At 31.2% G+C, this 19,137-nt stretch carries 29 protein-coding genes and 1 other annotated feature; of the genes, 24 read left to right on the plus strand and 5 right to left on the minus strand.

What is annotated here, in order from left to right:
- The first annotated feature begins 13 nt into the window (after positions 1-13).
- Together JNUCC25_RS28620 and JNUCC25_RS28625 are read left to right on the plus strand one after the other, a co-directional pair.
- Entirely contained in the window at positions 14-1,108 is a 1,095-nt protein-coding gene (locus tag JNUCC25_RS28620; RefSeq protein ID WP_454223484.1) for a GerAB/ArcD/ProY family transporter, read from the plus strand.
- A 377-nt stretch (positions 1,109-1,485) separates the two neighbouring features.
- Entirely contained in the window at positions 1,486-1,617 is a 132-nt protein-coding gene (locus JNUCC25_RS28625; RefSeq protein WP_454223555.1) for a Spo0E family sporulation regulatory protein-aspartic acid phosphatase, read from the plus strand.
- Positions 1,618-1,983: 366 nt separating this feature from the next.
- On the opposite strand, the gene JNUCC25_RS28630 is transcribed toward JNUCC25_RS28625, so the two are convergent.
- Complete coding sequence (locus JNUCC25_RS28630) at positions 1,984-2,394, minus strand: hypothetical protein (RefSeq protein ID WP_132019424.1); 411 nt, start codon at positions 2,392-2,394, stop codon at positions 1,984-1,986.
- Between the two features lie 99 nt (positions 2,395-2,493).
- Positions 2,494-2,925, minus strand: coding sequence for a hypothetical protein (locus JNUCC25_RS28635; protein WP_328250190.1), 432 nt, complete (start codon positions 2,923-2,925; stop codon positions 2,494-2,496).
- Between the two features lie 189 nt (positions 2,926-3,114).
- Between JNUCC25_RS28635 and JNUCC25_RS28640 the strand changes: the two genes are divergently transcribed.
- Positions 3,115-3,675: a hypothetical protein gene (locus JNUCC25_RS28640; RefSeq protein WP_454223485.1), complete on the plus strand. Its 561-nt coding sequence runs from the start codon at positions 3,115-3,117 to the stop codon at positions 3,673-3,675.
- A gap of 91 nt (positions 3,676-3,766) precedes the next feature.
- On the opposite strand, the gene JNUCC25_RS28645 is transcribed toward JNUCC25_RS28640, so the two are convergent.
- Complete coding sequence (locus JNUCC25_RS28645) at positions 3,767-4,042, minus strand: hypothetical protein (protein WP_454223486.1); 276 nt, start codon at positions 4,040-4,042, stop codon at positions 3,767-3,769.
- Positions 4,043-4,269: 227 nt separating this feature from the next.
- Here JNUCC25_RS28645 and JNUCC25_RS28650 point away from each other — a divergent pair, with 227 nt between their 5' ends.
- Together JNUCC25_RS28650 and JNUCC25_RS28655 are read left to right on the plus strand one after the other, a co-directional pair.
- On the plus strand, positions 4,270-4,494 hold the full coding sequence (locus JNUCC25_RS28650) for a helix-turn-helix transcriptional regulator (protein ID WP_053487896.1): 225 nt from the start codon (positions 4,270-4,272) through the stop codon (positions 4,492-4,494).
- A gap of 1 nt (position 4,495) precedes the next feature.
- Entirely contained in the window at positions 4,496-4,774 is a 279-nt protein-coding gene (locus JNUCC25_RS28655) for a hypothetical protein (protein ID WP_454223487.1), read from the plus strand.
- Between the two features lie 113 nt (positions 4,775-4,887).
- Here JNUCC25_RS28655 and JNUCC25_RS28660 read toward each other — a convergent pair whose 3' ends face one another.
- Positions 4,888-5,103, minus strand: a complete 216-nt coding sequence (locus JNUCC25_RS28660) for a DUF6007 family protein (RefSeq protein ID WP_200508979.1) — start codon at positions 5,101-5,103, stop codon at positions 4,888-4,890.
- Positions 5,104-5,263: 160 nt separating this feature from the next.
- Here JNUCC25_RS28660 and JNUCC25_RS28665 point away from each other — a divergent pair, with 160 nt between their 5' ends.
- From JNUCC25_RS28665 to JNUCC25_RS28755, 19 genes are all read left to right on the plus strand, one after another.
- Positions 5,264-5,617 (plus strand): CPCC family cysteine-rich protein, encoded by a 354-nt coding sequence (locus JNUCC25_RS28665; protein WP_387540636.1) that lies wholly within the window; start codon positions 5,264-5,266, stop codon positions 5,615-5,617.
- A gap of 133 nt (positions 5,618-5,750) precedes the next feature.
- Positions 5,751-6,005 carry a hypothetical protein gene (locus JNUCC25_RS28670; RefSeq protein ID WP_454223488.1) on the plus strand — a complete coding sequence of 85 codons (255 nt, stop codon included), beginning with the start codon at positions 5,751-5,753 and terminating at the stop codon, positions 6,003-6,005.
- Between the two features lie 147 nt (positions 6,006-6,152).
- Complete coding sequence (locus JNUCC25_RS28675) at positions 6,153-7,352, plus strand: macrolide family glycosyltransferase (protein ID WP_387540632.1); 1,200 nt, start codon at positions 6,153-6,155, stop codon at positions 7,350-7,352.
- A 405-nt stretch (positions 7,353-7,757) separates the two neighbouring features.
- Positions 7,758-8,159, plus strand: coding sequence for a DUF4304 domain-containing protein (locus JNUCC25_RS28680; RefSeq protein WP_454223489.1), 402 nt, complete (start codon positions 7,758-7,760; stop codon positions 8,157-8,159).
- Between the two features lie 93 nt (positions 8,160-8,252).
- Positions 8,253-8,663, plus strand: a complete 411-nt coding sequence (locus JNUCC25_RS28685; RefSeq protein ID WP_454223490.1) for a hypothetical protein — start codon at positions 8,253-8,255, stop codon at positions 8,661-8,663.
- Entirely contained in the window at positions 8,660-9,259 is a 600-nt protein-coding gene (locus JNUCC25_RS28690) for a hypothetical protein (RefSeq protein ID WP_454223491.1), read from the plus strand. Before JNUCC25_RS28685 ends, JNUCC25_RS28690 begins: the two co-directional genes overlap by 4 nt.
- Positions 9,260-9,389: 130 nt before the next feature.
- The gene (locus JNUCC25_RS28695) at positions 9,390-9,857 is read left to right on the plus strand and encodes a CDI toxin immunity protein (RefSeq protein ID WP_310879034.1); all 468 of its coding nucleotides are present in this window, start codon (positions 9,390-9,392) and stop codon (positions 9,855-9,857) included.
- 292 nt (positions 9,858-10,149) lie between these two features.
- The gene (locus JNUCC25_RS28700; protein WP_387540555.1) at positions 10,150-10,497 is read left to right on the plus strand and encodes a hypothetical protein; all 348 of its coding nucleotides are present in this window, start codon (positions 10,150-10,152) and stop codon (positions 10,495-10,497) included.
- Positions 10,498-10,589: 92 nt separating this feature from the next.
- Positions 10,590-10,991, plus strand: a complete 402-nt coding sequence (locus JNUCC25_RS28705; protein WP_454223492.1) for a hypothetical protein — start codon at positions 10,590-10,592, stop codon at positions 10,989-10,991.
- Between the two features lie 71 nt (positions 10,992-11,062).
- The gene (locus tag JNUCC25_RS28710) at positions 11,063-11,389 is read left to right on the plus strand and encodes a DUF6678 family protein (protein ID WP_454223493.1); all 327 of its coding nucleotides are present in this window, start codon (positions 11,063-11,065) and stop codon (positions 11,387-11,389) included.
- Between the two features lie 103 nt (positions 11,390-11,492).
- The gene (locus JNUCC25_RS28715) at positions 11,493-12,158 is read left to right on the plus strand and encodes a DUF2711 family protein (protein ID WP_454223494.1); all 666 of its coding nucleotides are present in this window, start codon (positions 11,493-11,495) and stop codon (positions 12,156-12,158) included.
- Between the two features lie 122 nt (positions 12,159-12,280).
- The gene (locus tag JNUCC25_RS28720) at positions 12,281-12,898 is read left to right on the plus strand and encodes a hypothetical protein (protein ID WP_454223495.1); all 618 of its coding nucleotides are present in this window, start codon (positions 12,281-12,283) and stop codon (positions 12,896-12,898) included.
- Positions 12,885-13,262 carry a hypothetical protein gene (locus JNUCC25_RS28725; protein WP_454223496.1) on the plus strand — a complete coding sequence of 126 codons (378 nt, stop codon included), beginning with the start codon at positions 12,885-12,887 and terminating at the stop codon, positions 13,260-13,262. Before JNUCC25_RS28720 ends, JNUCC25_RS28725 begins: the two co-directional genes overlap by 14 nt.
- A gap of 282 nt (positions 13,263-13,544) precedes the next feature.
- The gene (locus tag JNUCC25_RS28730) at positions 13,545-13,910 is read left to right on the plus strand and encodes a histidine kinase (RefSeq protein ID WP_454223497.1); all 366 of its coding nucleotides are present in this window, start codon (positions 13,545-13,547) and stop codon (positions 13,908-13,910) included.
- 136 nt (positions 13,911-14,046) lie between these two features.
- Entirely contained in the window at positions 14,047-14,703 is a 657-nt protein-coding gene (locus tag JNUCC25_RS28735) for a hypothetical protein (RefSeq protein WP_454223498.1), read from the plus strand.
- Positions 14,704-15,177: 474 nt separating this feature from the next.
- The gene (locus tag JNUCC25_RS28740; RefSeq protein WP_289922247.1) at positions 15,178-15,690 is read left to right on the plus strand and encodes a DUF3231 family protein; all 513 of its coding nucleotides are present in this window, start codon (positions 15,178-15,180) and stop codon (positions 15,688-15,690) included.
- Between the two features lie 252 nt (positions 15,691-15,942).
- Positions 15,943-16,644, plus strand: coding sequence for an alpha/beta fold hydrolase (locus JNUCC25_RS28745; RefSeq protein WP_454223499.1), 702 nt, complete (start codon positions 15,943-15,945; stop codon positions 16,642-16,644).
- Positions 16,645-16,805: 161 nt separating this feature from the next.
- Complete coding sequence (locus JNUCC25_RS28750; protein WP_454223500.1) at positions 16,806-17,465, plus strand: DUF3885 domain-containing protein; 660 nt, start codon at positions 16,806-16,808, stop codon at positions 17,463-17,465.
- 133 nt (positions 17,466-17,598) lie between these two features.
- Complete coding sequence (locus JNUCC25_RS28755; RefSeq protein WP_454223501.1) at positions 17,599-17,832, plus strand: hypothetical protein; 234 nt, start codon at positions 17,599-17,601, stop codon at positions 17,830-17,832.
- A 305-nt stretch (positions 17,833-18,137) separates the two neighbouring features.
- On the opposite strand, the gene JNUCC25_RS28760 is transcribed toward JNUCC25_RS28755, so the two are convergent.
- Positions 18,138-18,368: an AbrB/MazE/SpoVT family DNA-binding domain-containing protein gene (locus JNUCC25_RS28760; RefSeq protein ID WP_454223502.1), complete on the minus strand. Its 231-nt coding sequence runs from the start codon at positions 18,366-18,368 to the stop codon at positions 18,138-18,140.
- A gap of 467 nt (positions 18,369-18,835) precedes the next feature.
- Positions 18,836-19,079 (plus strand) — a binding site (T-box leader).
- Positions 19,080-19,137 lie beyond the last annotated feature (58 nt).

Below are 19,137 nucleotides of genomic sequence, written 5' to 3' on the forward strand. Positions count from 1 at the left end.
AGGTGCCAGTTAAATGGAGAAAGCAAAAATCAGTGCAGGTCAACTGTTTATCTTAATGGTTATGTTTGAACTTGGCACTTCCATTTTGCTCCCTATGGGAATGGGAGCAAAACAAGATGCTTGGCTTGCTATTCTAGTTGGAATGGTAATTAGTTTTCTTCTATTTTTCGTCTATCACCGACTTTATTTGTATTATCCTGATCTCTTGCTTACACAATACACGCAAGAGATCTTGGGGAAATTTATTGGAAGGATTCTTGCTTTTCTTTATATCCTTTACTTTGCCTATTTTGCCGCAAGGATTTTACGTGATTTTGGTGAGTTGTTGTTAACCTTTGCCTATCCTGACACGCCTTTATTCATTGCAAATGCGCTATTAATGCTTGTCATTATTTATACAGTTCGTAAAGGAATCGAGGTAATATCCAGATCAGGAGAGCTTTTTTTTATTTTTATGTACATCCTTGCCGTCACTGGTTTTATTCTTATTATTGTTTCTGGGTTAATCCATGTGACGAACTTACAACCAGTACTAGAAAAAGGCATGTTACCCGTTCTAAAAGTTGCCTTTACTAAAACCTTATATTATCCATTTGGACAAGTAATTGTATTTACCATGATTTTTCCCTATTTGACTCATTCAAAAAAAGCAAAGATTACTGGATTATGTGCGCTTGGACTAAGTGGAATCAACCTAGCTATTATCATGCTCATTAATATTAGTGTACTTGGTGTTAGTCTTACTGAACGTTCACAGTTCCCACTTCTCAGCACCGTACAAAGCATTCAGGTAGCTGACTTTCTCGAACGTCTTGATGTTTTCTTTATGTTTGCTTTGATTATTACTAGCTTTGTTAAGATAAACGTGTTTTTTTATGCCGTTGTAAGTGGAATGACGAACTTATTTAGGATCAAATCCCCTTCCCGAATGACTTATCCATTGGGATTAGTCATTCTATTTTTATCAATGACAATCGCGAGCAATTATCAAGAGCAATTCTATGAAGGTCAGATGATAGTACCATTTATCCTTCATCTTCCTTTTCAAGTAATGATCCCCCTTTTACTTCTAACTGTTGTTTTCTTGAAAAAACAAAAGGAAGATTAATGAAAAATTTAAAACATTAGTCAAGAAAACAAAAAAAGATTTAAATAAACTGAAAAAAGACATGCAAACCTAATGGAGAAATCCAGAATAAGCATCCATCAGCTCTTTATTTTAATGGTTCTGTTTGAACTGGGAGTGCGTTATTGGTATCTAAAAAATTCATGAATCAAAATATGTATTAAGTATAAAAACTTAACCTTTTAATCCCTAAAACCGGCATTCTACGCTCTTAATTTGATTTTACAAGAACAATTATTGTTATACGGTAAAAATCCAGTTATTGTTAAATAAAGACTTGCAAGTTAGAGGGATAGGTGACTACATAATTGCAAAGATATAGATATAACAGTACTTTAAGAAAGGCTTTACTTGTAGATTTGGAGGCAGCGAGAGAACTTATGATTAAAGTGGGATTGGAAGAAGGATTTACAAGCCATAATACACTTCTAATCAGTCAATTAGTCGATCAATTGTTGAATGAATTAGAAAAGATTACTTCAACTGATTAGTTTTGTTCCTAATATACCAAAAGTAAAAGCAACCTCATTCCGAGGTCATTGGAGTGAGGTTGCTTTGTTTTAGGAATCACAATTATAAAGTACCAAAATATAACCGTAAGTAAATAGTAGCACATTTTTGCCATAAAGAATATTTTTTAGGTGTACTAGCATATGAATAAAAGGTGCGCTTTTTATTCATTTTTTCATGACTCACCTACTGAAGAAACGTTGATAAATCAAGGATGTATAAAAAGCTGCATAAAGAAGAAACAAGGCCCCATGGAGAACCCTTTTCCCAAGAGGGTTCTCTTTTTTGGTGTGTACCGGAAAGAGTGATTATGTTAACTAAAGATGTATAGCGCATACAAACTGTTTTTAGTGAGAAGGAACCGTTTTAAATACATATTTCAATATAATTGAGCTGATTCCAAAGGGGACTGAGCAACTTAGGGCAAGAATAAGAAATGGTTTAAATTCTAGGAAAATGCTTATACCATCACCTAGCGAAAATATTAATAAAATGATTGAAGTCCCTACAACTCCAGAAAGGACGTACAGTAGGAATTCAAATAAAGCTTTATACTTCTTTGTATCTCTTATAATCGTGTCAATCATTATAGAAAATGTAAGACCAAATACTATAACAAATGGAATAAGGATCAATCCAGTCACGAATTGGTCAATAAAATCAGTAAAATCTATATATCGGCCTTCCAGGAATAAAGTTGAAAAACCTAAACTACCGCAGATGGATGAAATAATCACCGGTATAATCTTTGTTTTCATAAATGTAGTCTCCCAATAGAGTTTTGTTATTTATATTAGGGCCTTAAGTAAATAAACATTCTATTTCTATTTACTACCGAGAATATGGATACTGTTTATCTACTGTAAAGAACTCTTTTTTAATCTATAGTTCCATAAAATCGAACAAATCCCGAAGGGAACAGAACAACTTAAAGCGAGAATACAAATAGGTTTGAATGCCAACAGATTTATACCGTTTGTACCATCATCTAATGAGATAATAAGTGAAACTATGGTTGCACCTATTATTCCAAAAATAATGTATAGTGCTATTTCAATTAATTGTTTATATTTCTTATCTCTATTTTTAATTACAATATCAATCAAAATAGATGAGGGGATGCCTAAAACAATAACGACCGGAACAACATACATTAATCCAAGAACTAACCCAGCTATCAAATTACTAAAAGTGAGTTGTCCATATGAAGAAGTATCAAGGGCTCCTACAGCAACTACTAAACTACCACATAGAGAAGAAATCAGCACTGATATGATTTTTTTAAACATAATATAATCTCCTATTAAATTTCTTAATTTATATATAATAGCATTTTTAGTAAATAAACACTTTATTTTTATTTACTACCGAAAATATGGATTATGTTAATTAAATTCGGAGAGCATGTAGTCCTTGATCTTAGAGTCATTTTGATATAATAAATAGTAGAATTTACATATAGGAGAATGAGTTAAGGTATGAAGTTTAATTATTATTTAAAAAGTTATGGTTGGGCTAAGGTCCTTATTGAGGTTGATTCGAATAAATTGGAATTTACTCCAAGCTATTTAACAGATGCTTTTGGAGATCTATTAAGAAGCCTTGTCTCGTTATTAATACATGAAGAAGAGGATGAAACGGTAATTTGGAATGAAGAACCAAGCGAAATAGAATGGACGTTTGTTCGTAAAAATAGTCACGAGTTATCTATTAAAATTACTTTGTATGAAGAAACTTATGAAACAGGTAAGGCAAAAGGAGAAGTTCTTCTAGATACAAATTGTCTTTTTGTAGATTTCGTTAAGGAAGTAACAAATGAGGCTGATCAATTACTCATTAATAATGGAATTTTAGGTTATCGTAATATATGGGAAATGCATGAATTTCCAATAAGCAGTTATTTGCAACTAAAAGATTTTTTAAAGAACGGTGAAGTGACAATAGAGAATAGTTCTGATAGTTGCCCTGTTAATTATGATGATGAAAAAAGCAATTTAAAAAAAGAGCTCGATATTCTTTATCCTCTGGTGACAAAATAGGTTCCTGAAACGTATTTTATGTTAACTAAAAGTTAGGAATAGCTAATAAAAAGCAGCACTGCCCATTTAAATTGGATAGTGCTGTTTTTTATTAGTTTATTATATAGATCAATGCTGCTATTACGTTAGGAATAGCAATTGAGATAAACTTTTTAGAATCCTCTAAACGATTTTTATGTTTTTTTCTGTCGGAAGTTGATAATCGTTTGTTACCTAAACTATAAATTAAAAAATCTAAAGAAAGTACAATCGATACTAATCCTATAACCCCACATAAGTAATAAACAAAACTCCAAATTCCCGAAAAATAAGAAATAGCTAGTACGATAAGTAGTGCAATTATTCCTGTTATGAGTCCTTTTTTCATTTAATAATCCCTCTTTTTTTAAAAATAACCCATCTATGCATTAACACAATATCCCTTTTTTAGGTTTTGTTTACTTAAAATTACATTATGTTAATTGAAAATGTATATCATATATATTTTCTTGAAAATTTCAGGTAAACTTTTTTTGTCATTTTGTAAGAAATAGTTTACAAAATGAATGAAATATATTACACTAAATGTAACAAAAAGGAAATTGAGGTGTTGGGATGCAACGAAAAGGAGCATTAACCAATCGAATTCCAGTTTTAAGAGCTGAAATGAGATGGTCACAACAAGAATTAGCAGATCGCGTTGGTGTTTCTAGACAAACCATTGCTTCCTTAGAAGCTAATAAATATAATCCATCTCTAATACTTGCATTTGAAATTGCTAAACAATTTAGTAAGAACATTTACGAAGTCTTTGATTATGAATTTGCGGAGGGAGAATAAAATGCTGATGGGATTTGCGATAGTACTTGATATGCTGGCTGTTTTTTATTGGGCAACTTTTAGAAATACTGAAGGAAAAGACGAGCGTGGAGCTGAAATATTAGGAAAATCAAGTTCGGTAGTTTTAATGCTCTTTATTATAGGTTTTTCCATTATTACAATCATGAATGTAGCTACCCCTTTTACCAATACTCAATTTCAAAGTGCCTTCAGTTTATGTTTTAGCGCTGTAGTAATAGGGAATGCATTGTCTATTATGTATTATAAAAAAAGAATTTAATATGTAATAAGAAAGACCATCCAATAAATTAGATGGCCTTTCTTATATGTGCTTGTAATGGTGATTATGGTAACTAAATTTTAAAAAAGAGCACCTCTAAATCGGTGCTCTTTTTACTTGTCGGTAAAAGTCATTCTTCGATCTTTTATGTACGTACGGATAGCAAATATCCCTATTACACTTAAAATAAAGATAATGACGTTAATAAACATGTCTAATAGGCTATTTAAAGGTAAATATGACATGAGTAAAAGTGAAGGGATAAACAATACGCATTCCCATATCATCATGTCTTTAAATAGTTTTTTTGTATTTAATATATTATTCAACTTTCTTTATTCCTCCTTTTAAGGATTATTCTACCATAAATCTATAATCCGTACCGATAAAGTACATTATGGTAACTACGTGTGTATAGAGTATACAGAGTTAATATTAATCTATTATTATTACCATAAGTATGTATTTTAAAAGGGAGAGATAAGTTTAATGCACCGTGTTCCATGTCCATGTTGTGAATATTTGACTTTAGAGAATGCCGATGATTACGAAATCTGTATCCTATGTAATTGGGAAGATGATGGACAAGATGACCCTCATGCTGATGAAATTTGGGGAGGCCCCAATGGAGAGTATTCTTTAACCCAAGCAAGAATAAACTTTAAAAAGCATAATTCTATGTATGACATCTCAGAATATAAAAACTCATTGGAAAAAGAAAATATAAAAATGAAATTAATAAATGCATTTGAAAACTTAAACTTTAATTCATTAACCGATAAGGAAGAAGTATGGAAAGAGATAAATCACTATGAGAATGCCCTACTAAATGAAAAAATATAGCAAGAAATCTAACGCTTTGTAGTTATTTCTACCGGTAATGTGTCTTATGTTAATTAGGGTCATATATCATATACAGTATAAAATTTAATAATAATTTTTCCTATTTTTCATGCAGCATGATAGGGGGGAGAAAATGGAAGATAAAAAAAAGCAATATTTATTAGATGAAATTTCTCGTTTGAAGGAAGAGTTAGAAGAAGCAGATAAAACGAATGACATACTTCAACTTGAAAATGATGATTTAAGAACAGAAGTTATGAAAGCTGACCAACGTACTTTTTTAGTAATTGAGGAAATAGGAGAGAAAGTTAATCAAGTATTAGAAATAGGTTCAAAGGTTGATAGGCTTTTAGAAATTTTAGACAAGGAGGGGCGAAATAAAGATTAACTCTAATAAGTTAGTCTTTTTCTAGCTTCCTAGAACTTCCATTATGTGAACTAAGAAAATATATGATATTAAAAAATACTTTATGGTACAATAAGGAAATATATTAATATTTTGTTATTTTTAAATGTGGAAAAAGGAGGAATTTCAATGGGAAAGGTATTATTTTTTAATTTTCCTGGAGAAGGCCATGTTAATCCCACCATTGCACTCGTAGAAGAGTTAGTGAAAAAGGGAGAAGACGTGGTCTATTACTGTGTGGAAGAATATAAAAACAAAATTGAAAAAACAGGTGCTTTATTTCGGCCTTATGAAAATTTTGTACGCAATATAGATCCAATGAAAAGGATGACGGAAAAAATAGATCCTCTCGAAATGTTGCTATTTATGGGACGGTCAATGGATAAGATTATAGAGGATGTTTTAAACGAAATAAGCGAAGAGAAATACGACTATGTTATTTATGATAATAATTTCGCCGCAGGATGGATTATTGCTGATGTACTGGGAATACCTAAAATATCTTCTTGTACAACATTTGCCATTAATGAGGATATCTTTTCAGCCCTTATAAAGAGCAGAGGAGAAATAGATAAAACTTCCCCAAGGTATCGAGAAATTGAAGAAATATCGACAAAATGGAAGCATAAATATGGAGTAATTCTTAATGATAGTCAAAACTTGATGTCTTGTCCTGGGGATATCACGATTGTATTTACCTCTAAGTTATATCAACCCCATGCTGATAAATTTGATGAGTCTTTCATCTTTGTTGGTCCTTCTATCGCGCCACGGAAAGATGTAGAAACTCTTCCTTTAAAAAGTATCCCTAGTAATAGGCTCATTTTTATCTCAATGGGCACGGTATTTAATCAGCAACCTGAGTTATATACTACCTGTTTTAAAGCATTCCAAGAAAGTAAAGCTACAGTTGTATTATCAGTAGGAAAACAGACTGATATTCGCCAGTTTAAAGATATTCCACCTAATTTCATCGTGCGTAATTATGTACCACAATTAGAAATACTACAACAGGCAGATGTTTTTATTACGCATGGTGGAATGAATAGTTCGAGTGAAGGGCTTTATTTTGGTGTTCCTCTCGTTGTTATCCCTGTTATGGGAGATCAACCAATAGTGGCTAATCGAATTGAAGAATTAGGAGCTGGTTTACAACTTAATCGTAAAGAACTGGATGCTATTACATTACGAAATATAACGGAACAAGTACTATCAAATTCTTCATTCAAAGAGAGAAGCTTGGAAATTGGAAAATCTTTAAGGGATTCTGGAGGATACAAAAAAGCAGTAGAAGCCATTTTAAAATTTAAAGAGGATGCTAACATTTAACCTCGTATAAAAATAAGAAAGTTCAAAAAAAGTAAAAAAGAAGTCTCAGCTAGAGGCTTCTTTTTTACTTGCTACCTAGAAAATCTATTATGTTAATTAGCAACCTTTTGGATAAATGTGCTAAATTTAATGATATAGGAGGGATATGCTTGGTTTATTTAGTTGGCACAATTGTTGTTTCAATAATTTTTATTTTTAATATTGTTAAAGACCGGAATTTCATATGGTTGTGTATGTTCATTCCTCTGTTGATACACTTTCTTATTACTCAAACTCAACTGTTTAACTTTATAATTGACCCTTTTAAGATTTGGGTTATTTTAATCATATATATTGCAACGTATTTCACTGTATTTTTATATGATTTCAATAAAATGAAGCCTGAAAAAAGCAAGGAGTGCTAAAGTGTCTGTTGAAAGAGATAATATGATTAATTCCTTAAGAAAAAATGTCATTCCTACTTTGAGAGATCGTGGTTTTAAAGGTTCCTTTCCTCATTTTTATCGGAAACTGGAGAATCGTGTTGATTTGTTAATGTTTCAATTTAGTGCTTGGGGTAGAGTCCTCTACGTAGAGGTTTCTAAATGTTCTCCAGAAGGTCATATAGATGTATCTGAAACGTTTTATACACCTAACAAGGTAAAGGTCTATAATATTGACACCGCGCATAGACAAAGGTTAGGAAAAGAAATAGGTGAAATGTTTGAATTTAATAAAGATAACACAGAAGTGGTTTCATTGAACGTAAGTGAATCATTGAAAGAAGGAGAAGAATGGTGGAATTCTTCTGCTAATTGGTGGGTTTAATACACATAATTAAGTAACGATAAGAGTTGTTGTGTAAACTTAAGTTGTATATGATATTCATAGTTATAAGTGCTCAAAAGGCGGGGATATTGTATGAAAGATAATTTGATAAAGAAGATATATGAACAGGGTTATCCTGATGCACAAACTGCACCTTTAGTGTCTCTAGAAGAGTTTTTCGAAGGTAATGAAGATGAAGGCTCTATTGGCTGTAATCTTATGGACCATCCAGGAATTGATACTTTTTATTCTGTTTTATTTGAGATTAAAAATAAGCCAAGTGTACAAGACGTACTTGTTGAAATTATGGAAGTTGAAGACGGGGAATATTGGCCATTTTCGGAAAGAATATATATCCTATCAAGCGCTAATCCCGAAGAAATAGAGGAATGGGTTAAAACCTTAGAACCTGACGAGATCGAGGAAGGTTATATGTTTGGTAACCCCCCTATTGCTCCAGAGTTGTCCCCTAATCATAAAGTGTTTGGAGTTTGGTGGGATTGATAAATAAAGCTTTATCTAGTGCTTACGAAACTGGTTCTTTTTATGAAGGTAATATGGACTTTAGAGAATCAATTTTTAATTTAGAGCCAAAATTGATAGAACTCGATGATCTTGAAACTTTGAAGTATTTATATTTCAACGTAAAGGACATTTCTCTACGTCATAAATTACTCTTGGTTTTACGAGATATCTATAACTCTCAGCTTAGTGAATTTTTTCAAAAAGCCTATAAGAAAGAGCGAGATTTAGAAATGAAATTAATAGCTGTACGTGGTCTATTGAAATACGTTGAAGAACATGAAATAAATAAAATTATGAATCATTTCATAAAAATCTTGATAAAGAGGCCTGAACACACTCCTTACAATTATAAAGAATATGAATATTTGCATTCACCAAGTGGATTACCTTATCTAATTAAGGAATATAATTATAACTGCTTTCATCAAGTATTAGAGCAAGTAGAAAAACAATATGAAGCTATGCCCTTCCAATTTAAGCATCATTATACGTACGATGAAAATGATAATATAGTCGAACTACGAAGCCCTGAAGAGACTGAACAAATGATTGAAGACTTCTTTAAAATAAATTAACTACTAAAAGACGTTAGATTAATGTTCTAACGTCTTTTGCTACCTAAAATACCTGTTATAGTAACTAGAGTCTCATACTAACTATTTCTTGACCGCCAAATAAGACAAAAAATATGAAGAAAGGTATTGTATGATGAAAAAACAAGACCGACAAAAAAGATTAGAGTTTCTATTGGCAAAGAGAAAAGAATTAGAGAAAAAAGAGGATAAAGGGCCTCTTTTTTCAGAATGTGTAAATGCCTTAGGTAAAGGCGTTATTATTTATTCTCCTGAAAAAAGTGAAGAAAGATATTACTCGTTTCAAAAAGAGGTCCCATTCACATTTTACGGAAGGATAGAATGGGATAAATTTGATAAATACTGCGTAATCACTTATTTAGAAGATGTAAAAAGCTTAATAAATGACGATGATCTTGAGATATATTGGAGTACAAACAATTTTCCTGTACTAAAGACAAACTTTGAGAACATCTTAAGCGTATATGACGATGTTGTGGCTGTAGGTAGTGACACTTTTCTTTATGTAGAAAATAAATACGTAATAGAAATTTATCATGACGGAGAAATGAGAATAGGTTTCTTAAATAATTTCCGATAAATAGTTATATGTAAACTAACTTTATATATGGTATTCATAATTTAACGTCTCTTTTTCTCATGGTCTTTTTGGGTGTCTTTTACTGTTTTAGCCATAGCTAGAAATATAATTAATGCAATAATGATACCTAGTATAATACCTTCGGACAATAGATTCAGCCCCTTTTTAAATTCCTTTTTTTGTTAATTATATCATATAGATTAAAGAGGTATACCTGAAGTATTAAGTACCTAGAAGAGTGATTATTTTAAGTTACAATATATAAACTATACACCTTTAGTAAGGAGATTTAATGAGAAAATACATGATATTAGATATGCCTATAAATGATATTAAGAAAGTTATGATAGTGGACATCAAGGGTGAAGTAAATATGTTTCTTTATAATACGTCAGATGATGTGCCTTCAATTGGAGACTATAGTTTTGAAACATTACAAGAAGCTGAAGACTTTTTCAACACGGAATTTTCAAAGGGGAAAAATAGTAAAGCTTCTTGGATTTACGTACCGAATCCAACTAAGGATTGTCAGGAAGATATTATTAAACCAGTAAGAATTAAGGCTATAAATACTTGTACTCCTCAATGGGGAACTTATGAGGAATTCGTAAACGGTAAGTGGATAGACATTAAGTTTTAGCATGCCTACTACCGATAAACTACATTACCGTGACTTAAATAGCTTATTATACATGATATATAGAAATTTTTATTAAAGAGGAGATCCTTAAAGTGTTAAATATCAAGAACTTTCATTTATTGAATAATCTTTCACCAGAATTTTCGTTTTTAGATATGAAATATATCATAGAAGTGAAATATTTTATAGAATATAGCAACAATTTCTTGTTTGATGAAGAGAACAAAACTAATTTACATATAACCTTTCTTTTAAAACCTAAAGCTTCTTATGATTTATATGAAGTGGAGATGAATTTTTATAAAGTGGAAAGCTTTAAACTATCTGCGAGTGGAGCTGTACAACTATCTATATTACAAATAACAGATCTTCGTGATAGAAGTTGGGAGAATATTAAGTTTCAAGTACGAGACGTAGAAAATCAAGATATTGACTTTTATTGCAACAGTATTGAAGTTTTAAGTATTAAAGAATCGCAAATTATTGATAATTAATAATTTAATATGTACTAAATAACTTTTCTAAGGATAATTGGGATTATGACTACTAAGGAAGTGGCTTTTTCATGAGGTTTTGTGAATACCAATCAGTAATGAACAATACCAAATGGGAAGAAATTAAAAATACAATGAATGATTGTTCTATACATACATTTTGGAGAACACAAGATGTCAAAACTAAGTATATAAGTGATTGGGATGGAGATTGGTTTTATCATTTCAAAGGTAATTATAAAAATATTGAATGGTTAGAAATAAAAGTAGAAAATTTGGAAGAGAAGGGCCAAGTGATAAATAAACTTAGAACAATTAACGTACCAGGAGAAACGAAAGATAATGTTATAAAAGTTTATGGATACGTTCAAAATAACAACCCTATAAATTATTTATAATAGCTAATGCTTCTTAATAAATTACATTACGGTAACTAAAAGTAAGTGTTCTATACATATAAAATATACGTAACTAAGTACATTAAAAGGAGATGTTCCTATATTGTTAGATTATATACGGTTAGACTGGGATTTACCTATCTTATCTCAATTACCTAATGGCTTTAAGTCTGCTGCTATTCTATTTCATCCTTTTATTCAGATGCCTTATGGTTGGGAAAAATCAAAAAGAGAAAATCCTTATCAGCATCTATATCCGGGTGATGAGGAAATGTTTAAACTTGGAGAACCAATATCATGGAAAGAGGTAATGTCCAAAAGTAATTTAAAATCCTACAAGGAACTATTCAGAGCGCTGCAATACCTTACGGGTGCGCCTAGCGATGAATATAAAAAGTTAGCTTCCTATTCTAAGTCTAATCGTGATTTTTATTACCCCGAAGAAGATCGTACATCGTTGTTTATACTAAATGATTTAGTAAAGATCCTCTGTTCAAAAGGAGCAAATACTCTCTATTTCTCTGAACCTATTTATGGCACAAATGGTTCATTTGAAGCCCAGGATAAGTCACCTTTAGAAATAGGTAACTTATCCCCTAATGATTTAATTATTACAGATGAAAATATGGATTTTGCGTTTATGAGCATCTATGATTCGTTTATAACATTGCTTCTAGCCAAAGAAATAAATATTGAGAACACGATTAAGTCAGTTAATCTTGAAGCCTTAATATGTGATAAAGAAACATCTCTTAGTTGGTTCCTTTAGTAGGTGCCTAGAATCCGTGTTATGGTAAATAAGTTTATATGGTATACATCATTGAAATACATTGATATTCTTTAAATAATCGAACTCTTAACTAAGAGAATCTTTAAGTTTTGGAGAATTTTATGGATAGTAGACAGCAGAAAATGGAAAGATTATTAAAACAAAACCATGTACGAAACGAAAGAGAAAATGTTATTGCTCTTGTTGGTAAATACTTTAACTATAAATTAAGAATTGAAGATTTTAAGAGTCGTAAAGAAACAAATGAACATAACAGATTGTTGGAGGAGCAAGTCTGTTATGAAGAGATATTTCAGCTATACAATTCTTTTAATAGCAATGAGATCAATAAACATCTTTCCGGAGAATTATCAAGAAGTATTAGGTTATCTCAGAAGCATCTTTTAATTTTCCATAAGCTTGTTGAAAAAACAGGTACAGTACATTTAGATAAACAATATCTAAAAGCGATTTTAAATGAACTAGGAAATGCTATATTCTTTCCAAAAGACCACAACGTTATTATTGGACATGGGACGAATAATATCACAGGCAATATTATGTTAGATAAAGGTTTAAACAATACTCTATATAACAACATAACAGAATTTATGGAAAATGATTTTATGTATTCACACTTCTATATAGTTGATCCTGATTTCAAATTTGGATTAAATATTTCTTATGAAGAATATTTCTATTCAGTTAGTTACTGGGGGAGAACAAATGAAATACTTTGAACAAGCGAAAGAAATATGGACTAAATATGTCCCTAAAAATGGGCAATCAGACATTGTAGAGGGTGAACTAATTAGGGCAATTGAAAAACTAAGATGGGAAGCTCAAAGCAACGGGAATGGGAATTGGGATGAAGGATTTGAAACGTTGGGTTCATATATTTTAGAAATATTAAATGATAACGACGTGTTTGAGCCAGATACATTATTAGAAATTCAATCTGATGTCAATACCCTACTTACTTCTGAGTATGAACCCTATTTAGAAGATGACTTATATGATCGGTTGGCAGACCATGTCATTGAATGGCATTTTGCGAAGAAAGGTCCTATTAAAAGGGCAATCAATAAGAACCTTTATAGATAATAAATGAAGACAGAGAAGAGATATTTGTGTCTCCTCTCTTTTTTACGTGTTCTCATATTCCTGATTATGTTAACTAAATTTGTATAGAGTATACAGCGAAAAACAGAAAAACTCCCCCAATGCGTTAAGGGAGTTTTTCTGTTTTTCAGAGTTAGCTAAGTGATGATTCATCCATCTTGCGTAGTTTGCTTAATTCACTACTTATTATTCGTTTACGAGGAAGTTAGATTGAAGAACAGATATAATTATTTTTAGGAATAATTAGAGTAAGGAGAATTAACAATGCTTAATGATAAACAAAAATTACTTTTTGAGAATTTAAAGAATATTAAAAGCTATTGGGTAAATACTGCTGTTGAAAATGTAAGCCCTAATGCTGATTTAATATCCTCTAATTGTGAAGAGGAGTATAAGCTTCTATCTGAAAAACTATCCTCAGTTGAAGAATTATTTGCCTTTCAAAAAATACAAAATGAAATTATCGAGGGAGTTATTCATTCTATACTGGTGATGGTCGATGGTGGAGATGACCTTGCAGACAGGCTATCTCTTGATTTGATAGATGAAGAGACGAAAGAATCACTACAAGATGACATTGCATTACATGAAGAATTTATTGGCTATTTACTTGATGTGGAAGATGAATAAAGAGTGATCCTTACTAAGAGATACTTGAATTGCAGAATATTTATTGGAAAATAGATATTCTAAATGAGATTTAAATATATAATTAAACGGTATGAAATTAGTTATAGTCTTGTAATTGTGAAGGGAAATACAGTCTATGGAAAAAATAAATTGGAACAAAACTCAAATTTGGCAAGGTTGTATGCTTTCCTCTATTGCTCATGCAATATCGGTTGCTCAATATCCTGAATTTGCAAACGAGCATTCTTGGGATGGAGATAATTATAGTATGCAAGATAGTCAGGGTGGACGAGGTACTATAACGTTTAATCAACATTATTGTGTAGCCGCATTCCGTGATGATAATAGCAGTCGCATAGGTAAGCATAAGAATGCTCTAGAATATTTAAAGGAAGCACCTGAGGAAGTTCAAAAGTTAGCAGAATCAGAGGCTCTTCAATATTTATTGGATGACATAGACGGAAGTATAATTCCTGTTATTACTACTGCTTTTTGGTGTATCGAAGAGGAAGTTTATTCTCAAGATCCATTCCATGTAATGTTTGAACATGGTGGTTTTTTATTAAATAAGGAAACGATGGAAATCGAGGCAGCAATAGATGAATTGCAAGAGTACCATGATATGAGTGAAAAACAGGTATACTTATTAAAATCTCTTTTTAAAAGAAAAATTAGTAAACCTGAAGAAGTTATTGTCCTGACTCAAGAAGAGGTTCTAATGATTGAAGCTGAAGATGAGGAGTCCCTATCCGAAAGTAGAATTTCTTTTGAAGAGATAGGAATTAAATTTTAAGAATAAGTAAGAAAAAGGCTAAATAGCTTTACATAGGCTTTATGTAGAGCTATTTAGCCCTAATTATTTCCGATAAAAAACATTATGTTAACTAAGGTTGTATACGATATACAGCCTAAAAACAGAAAAAACTACCTTAGACTTAGGAGAGATAAGGTAATTTTTTCAGTAACGTATCAAGGGATTAAAAGTGATACCTCACGTATCTTGAGTAGTTTGCTCAATTAATTAAAAATCTATGTAAAAAGAAGAAAACTACCTGTAGGGTAGTTTTCTTGGAGTTAATAAACAAGGGTATAGTGGTTGATGCAGCCCATGCATCTTAATTAGTTTGTTTAAAATATTAAAAAGTATTCGTTAATAAAATTGTTTTTTTCATATCTAGAAGAATAATAAAACAAGATATGGAGACGTTAAAGTTGTGCACAGAAAGAAAGGTGGCACATTATCATGAATATGTTAAGGAGGATAACAATGGGTATTCTAAGTGGAAATCCTACAGATGAACCAATGCATTATGGTGAGGTATTTGGAACATGGTCATATCTTTCTACCTCAAAAGGGTTAGTAGCTGGTTATCAAACATTTCTAAATCATGTAGGAGACAAGGATCTACATAAACTAGTCCAAGAAACAATTGAACAATGTCAGCAAGAGATGAAGGGAATAGAGACTCTATTAAAAGAGAATGGTGTGGCTCTACCGCCAACTCCTCCTGAACGTCCAGAAGCATGCTTAGATGATATTCCAGTAGGTGCACGTGTTCAAGATCCAGAAGTCGCTGCGGCTATTTCACTAGATATTGCAGCTGGTTTAGTCGCTTGTAGCCAATTGATTGGCCAATCTATTCGTGAAGATATTGCAGCCATGTTTGCACAAATCCATATGCAAAAAGTAGCTCTTGGTGGAAAATTTTTAAGACTTAATAAAGAAAAAGGTTGGTTAATCCCCCCGCCTCTTCATAAGTCTAAACAATCTGATTGTTAATGATTAGCTTTATATAAGATACAAAAAGGTGTCTCTTAGCAAATAGGGATACCTTTTTTATTTCCGATAACGATGATTATGGTAACTAGGATTAAATAATGTTTACCTCCTAATTAATTATTCAAAAATGCTCATAAATTTGTGCATATGGGTAAATTATATTAAGCATAAAATTGGTGTTTTAATTTGATTTATTTTTATGTTGTAACTATAATTGTTACATCTTAAAATATTTGAATGGAGGAATTATAATTGAGTACTTATATTCTTATCCATGGAGCATTCCAAGGGAAATGGTGTTGGGAAAAGGTTAAATATTCTTTAGAACAAAAAAATCATCTTGTGATCGCAGTTGATTTACCAGGAAGTGGTGAAGATATGACACCACCTCAAGAAGTAACACTTAAAAGCTACACAGATAAAGTAATAGCTGTTTTGGAAAAGGTAGATAGCCCTGTTATTTTAGTAGGTCATAGTATGGCAGGTGTAGTTATCTCTCAAGTGGCAGAATATATACCTGAAAAAATAAAAAAGCTTGTTTATGTTTCCGCGATTGTGCCTCAAAATGACCAAAGTCTTCAAGATATTATGGGAGATGGTGGCCCAAAGGCTATCTTTGATGAGAGTGAAAAAACATTAACTCTTATTGATGAATATATTGCAAATGAATTTTTCAATGAATGTTCCGAAGAAGATATAACAGCTGCTAGAAGAAAAATGAGGCCTCAACCAGTTTTACCGTTCAATGGAAAAGTTGCTTTAACTGAAAAAAACTTCGGTAGAGTCCCTTGTGTTTATATTGAAACTAAAAAAGATCACGCAATACCTGTTGAAGCTCAAAGAGAAATGTATAGACAAAAGTCTTTTGATGATGTATTTAGTATAGATGCAGATCATGCACCATTTTTTTCGCAATTTGAGGATCTGACCAAGTATTTGCACGATATTAGTTGAAGGTAATATGTAAATAGTTAATTAAAGAGAACAAGGTTACTTTAGTAGCCTTGTTTTTGGTTCTTAAAATACCTGTTATGGTAACTAGATATTTATATCTTATACAAAGAATTCACTTAGAAAAATGTTAAAATAAAATTAAAAATCACGGAGAAAAATATATGAATCATGATATTTTACATTCATTTTTAGAAAAACATTTTGAAAGACTAATATTAAGCCCTTCCCTATTTTATTCTTGGAAAAATAGCATTCGATTTGAAATATCAAATCCTTTAATACCTTATTACAAAAAGGAACATTTAGAGCAAGCATTTTATCGTTCAATCAGATTGTTTGAAGCAGTATTTGGAGAAGAAGATGAGATTCTTCTTGTTACAGATGTACACGCCATAAAAAAAGATATCTTCCTCCAAAAAAGGCCTTTAAACGTATATTTAAAGTACATAAAAGATAAAGAAAAGCTATACCAATTAAGTCATTATCTTTTACCCAGTGTATTTGATGAGGAAGATGATCAATCTGTTACTCATCGATTTGTACTTTCTTGTAAGAGGTCAGAACTAAAGTATGTACAACTCTTAAAAGCTATTTGTTATGAAGACTTTGCTCATCCATCTAGCATACTTAAAAGCAATCCACAAAGTGGTTATGATATTTATTTTATCAACCTTTCTAAAGAAATCATTTTTCATTTGTATGATGATCGAGGTTGTGATGTATTAGCCTCTAATAAAGAATCTATAGAGTTTCTTTATGAAGAATATAATCATTGGATTTTAGATTATGACCGAGAAGAAATTGACCTTTTATTTAAATAAAAACATTATCAATACGCTAACGATTGTACTCTTTAGACTACCGATAAGGAATATTACGGTAACTAGCATTAATAAGTAAGCCTATTTATGTTACAGTGTACATAGAAACATGTATGAGTCTGGAGGCAAGGTTATGAAACGTGCAATAGGGATATTTCTTATTGCTCAAGCTTTGTTAACATACTTAACTATTAAAATGATTTATACTCCTTTTATCGTTAGAACATTGGATAGAAATACTGGAGTTATGACAGTTTCATATAGTTTCCCTTTAACGTACTGGTTAATTTGCATAGCTTTGGGCATTATGCTTATAGTGGGAACTTACTTAGTTTTTGCTAAAGAAACGAAGCAGATCTTTAATTAAAGGTCTGCTTTTTATTTCTACCGATAAGCTGTTTTATATTAACTAAGAATGTTTCTTTTACATAATCTAAAAAGAAAACAACTATCCTCGGGAGAAGATAGTTGTTTTCTACTGATAAATTAAGTTGTGGGTAAAGCCTCATAAGACTTCGTAGGTAGTTTGCTCAAAATAAGCGTACAGTATGTAAATGTAAATTTAATTATATTTTAATTTTCAAGTATTCGTTTCTCATCGTCTTCTATGTTATCTCTTAACATCATGCAGGTGCAGTGTACTTACGTGTTATTGATTGACCCGCGTAAAAGTTAAAGGTTTCTCTCCCTTAGATAACTTTCAACTATATCTCTTACCATCTCTTTGAAGGACTCCTCTTTTTGAGGGTTCTTTCTTATTGTAATCTCCTTGGTAATAGAGTTCACTGTAAGATATACAGTTTCTCCTAATTCCACCTCTGCTATCTTTGCTATCTCTGCAGGCAGTGTCATTCCTAAAGAGTTTCCCACCTTGGATATCTTGCGTTCAATTTCTAACTCCATTGGTTCACCTCCATGCTAATATATAATACCATAAATGCATAAGGCATAAGTCATAAAAAACAGATGAAAGATGAATCAATGATTCCATTTAAACAACTTATTAAAAAGATAATAATCGAATATAAAATTCACAACAACTAATCTTAATAATATTTAGAAAAATTAATTCCTAACTTAATTAACCATTAAATTATATTATGATTAATAAGTAAATGTATAAAGTTTGTTATTGGAATTAAAGTTTTATTATTTACTTTAAGTGACGACAAATTGTGAGTTTTTCTAAAATATAGGTAAATAAAAAATTATTTTTAAGCAACTATCTTAAAAAATCACTCGAAAATAGTGGATGTTTATGTGCAATAACCTCCAATATATATACATTAATATTCTGAATGATTTTTTCATTCTAAAAATTACGTTGACAAATTATGTAGATAGATATAATATTGCATGTAATCAAATAATAATAAGCAAAGATTGGAAATAGTAGAAGGATGTATAAACTTTTCAGAGAGCCGATGGTTGGTGAGAATCGGTAGTTATTGCCTTTGAACTCATCCAAGAGCTACTCTCTGAATATTATAAGTAGGGGATGTCGGTTTTCTACCGTTATGAAGATAGGTGGTGATAGCTGCCGAAAATGAGTGGGTTAATTATGTAATGATTAATCAATTAGAGTGGTACCGCGAGCAACGTCTCGTCTCTATATTTTTATAGAGACGGGGCTTTTTTTTATACATTAATATGACAAAGGAGTGTTTCTGAA

Source organism: Priestia sp. JNUCC 25 (genome assembly GCF_053667915.1).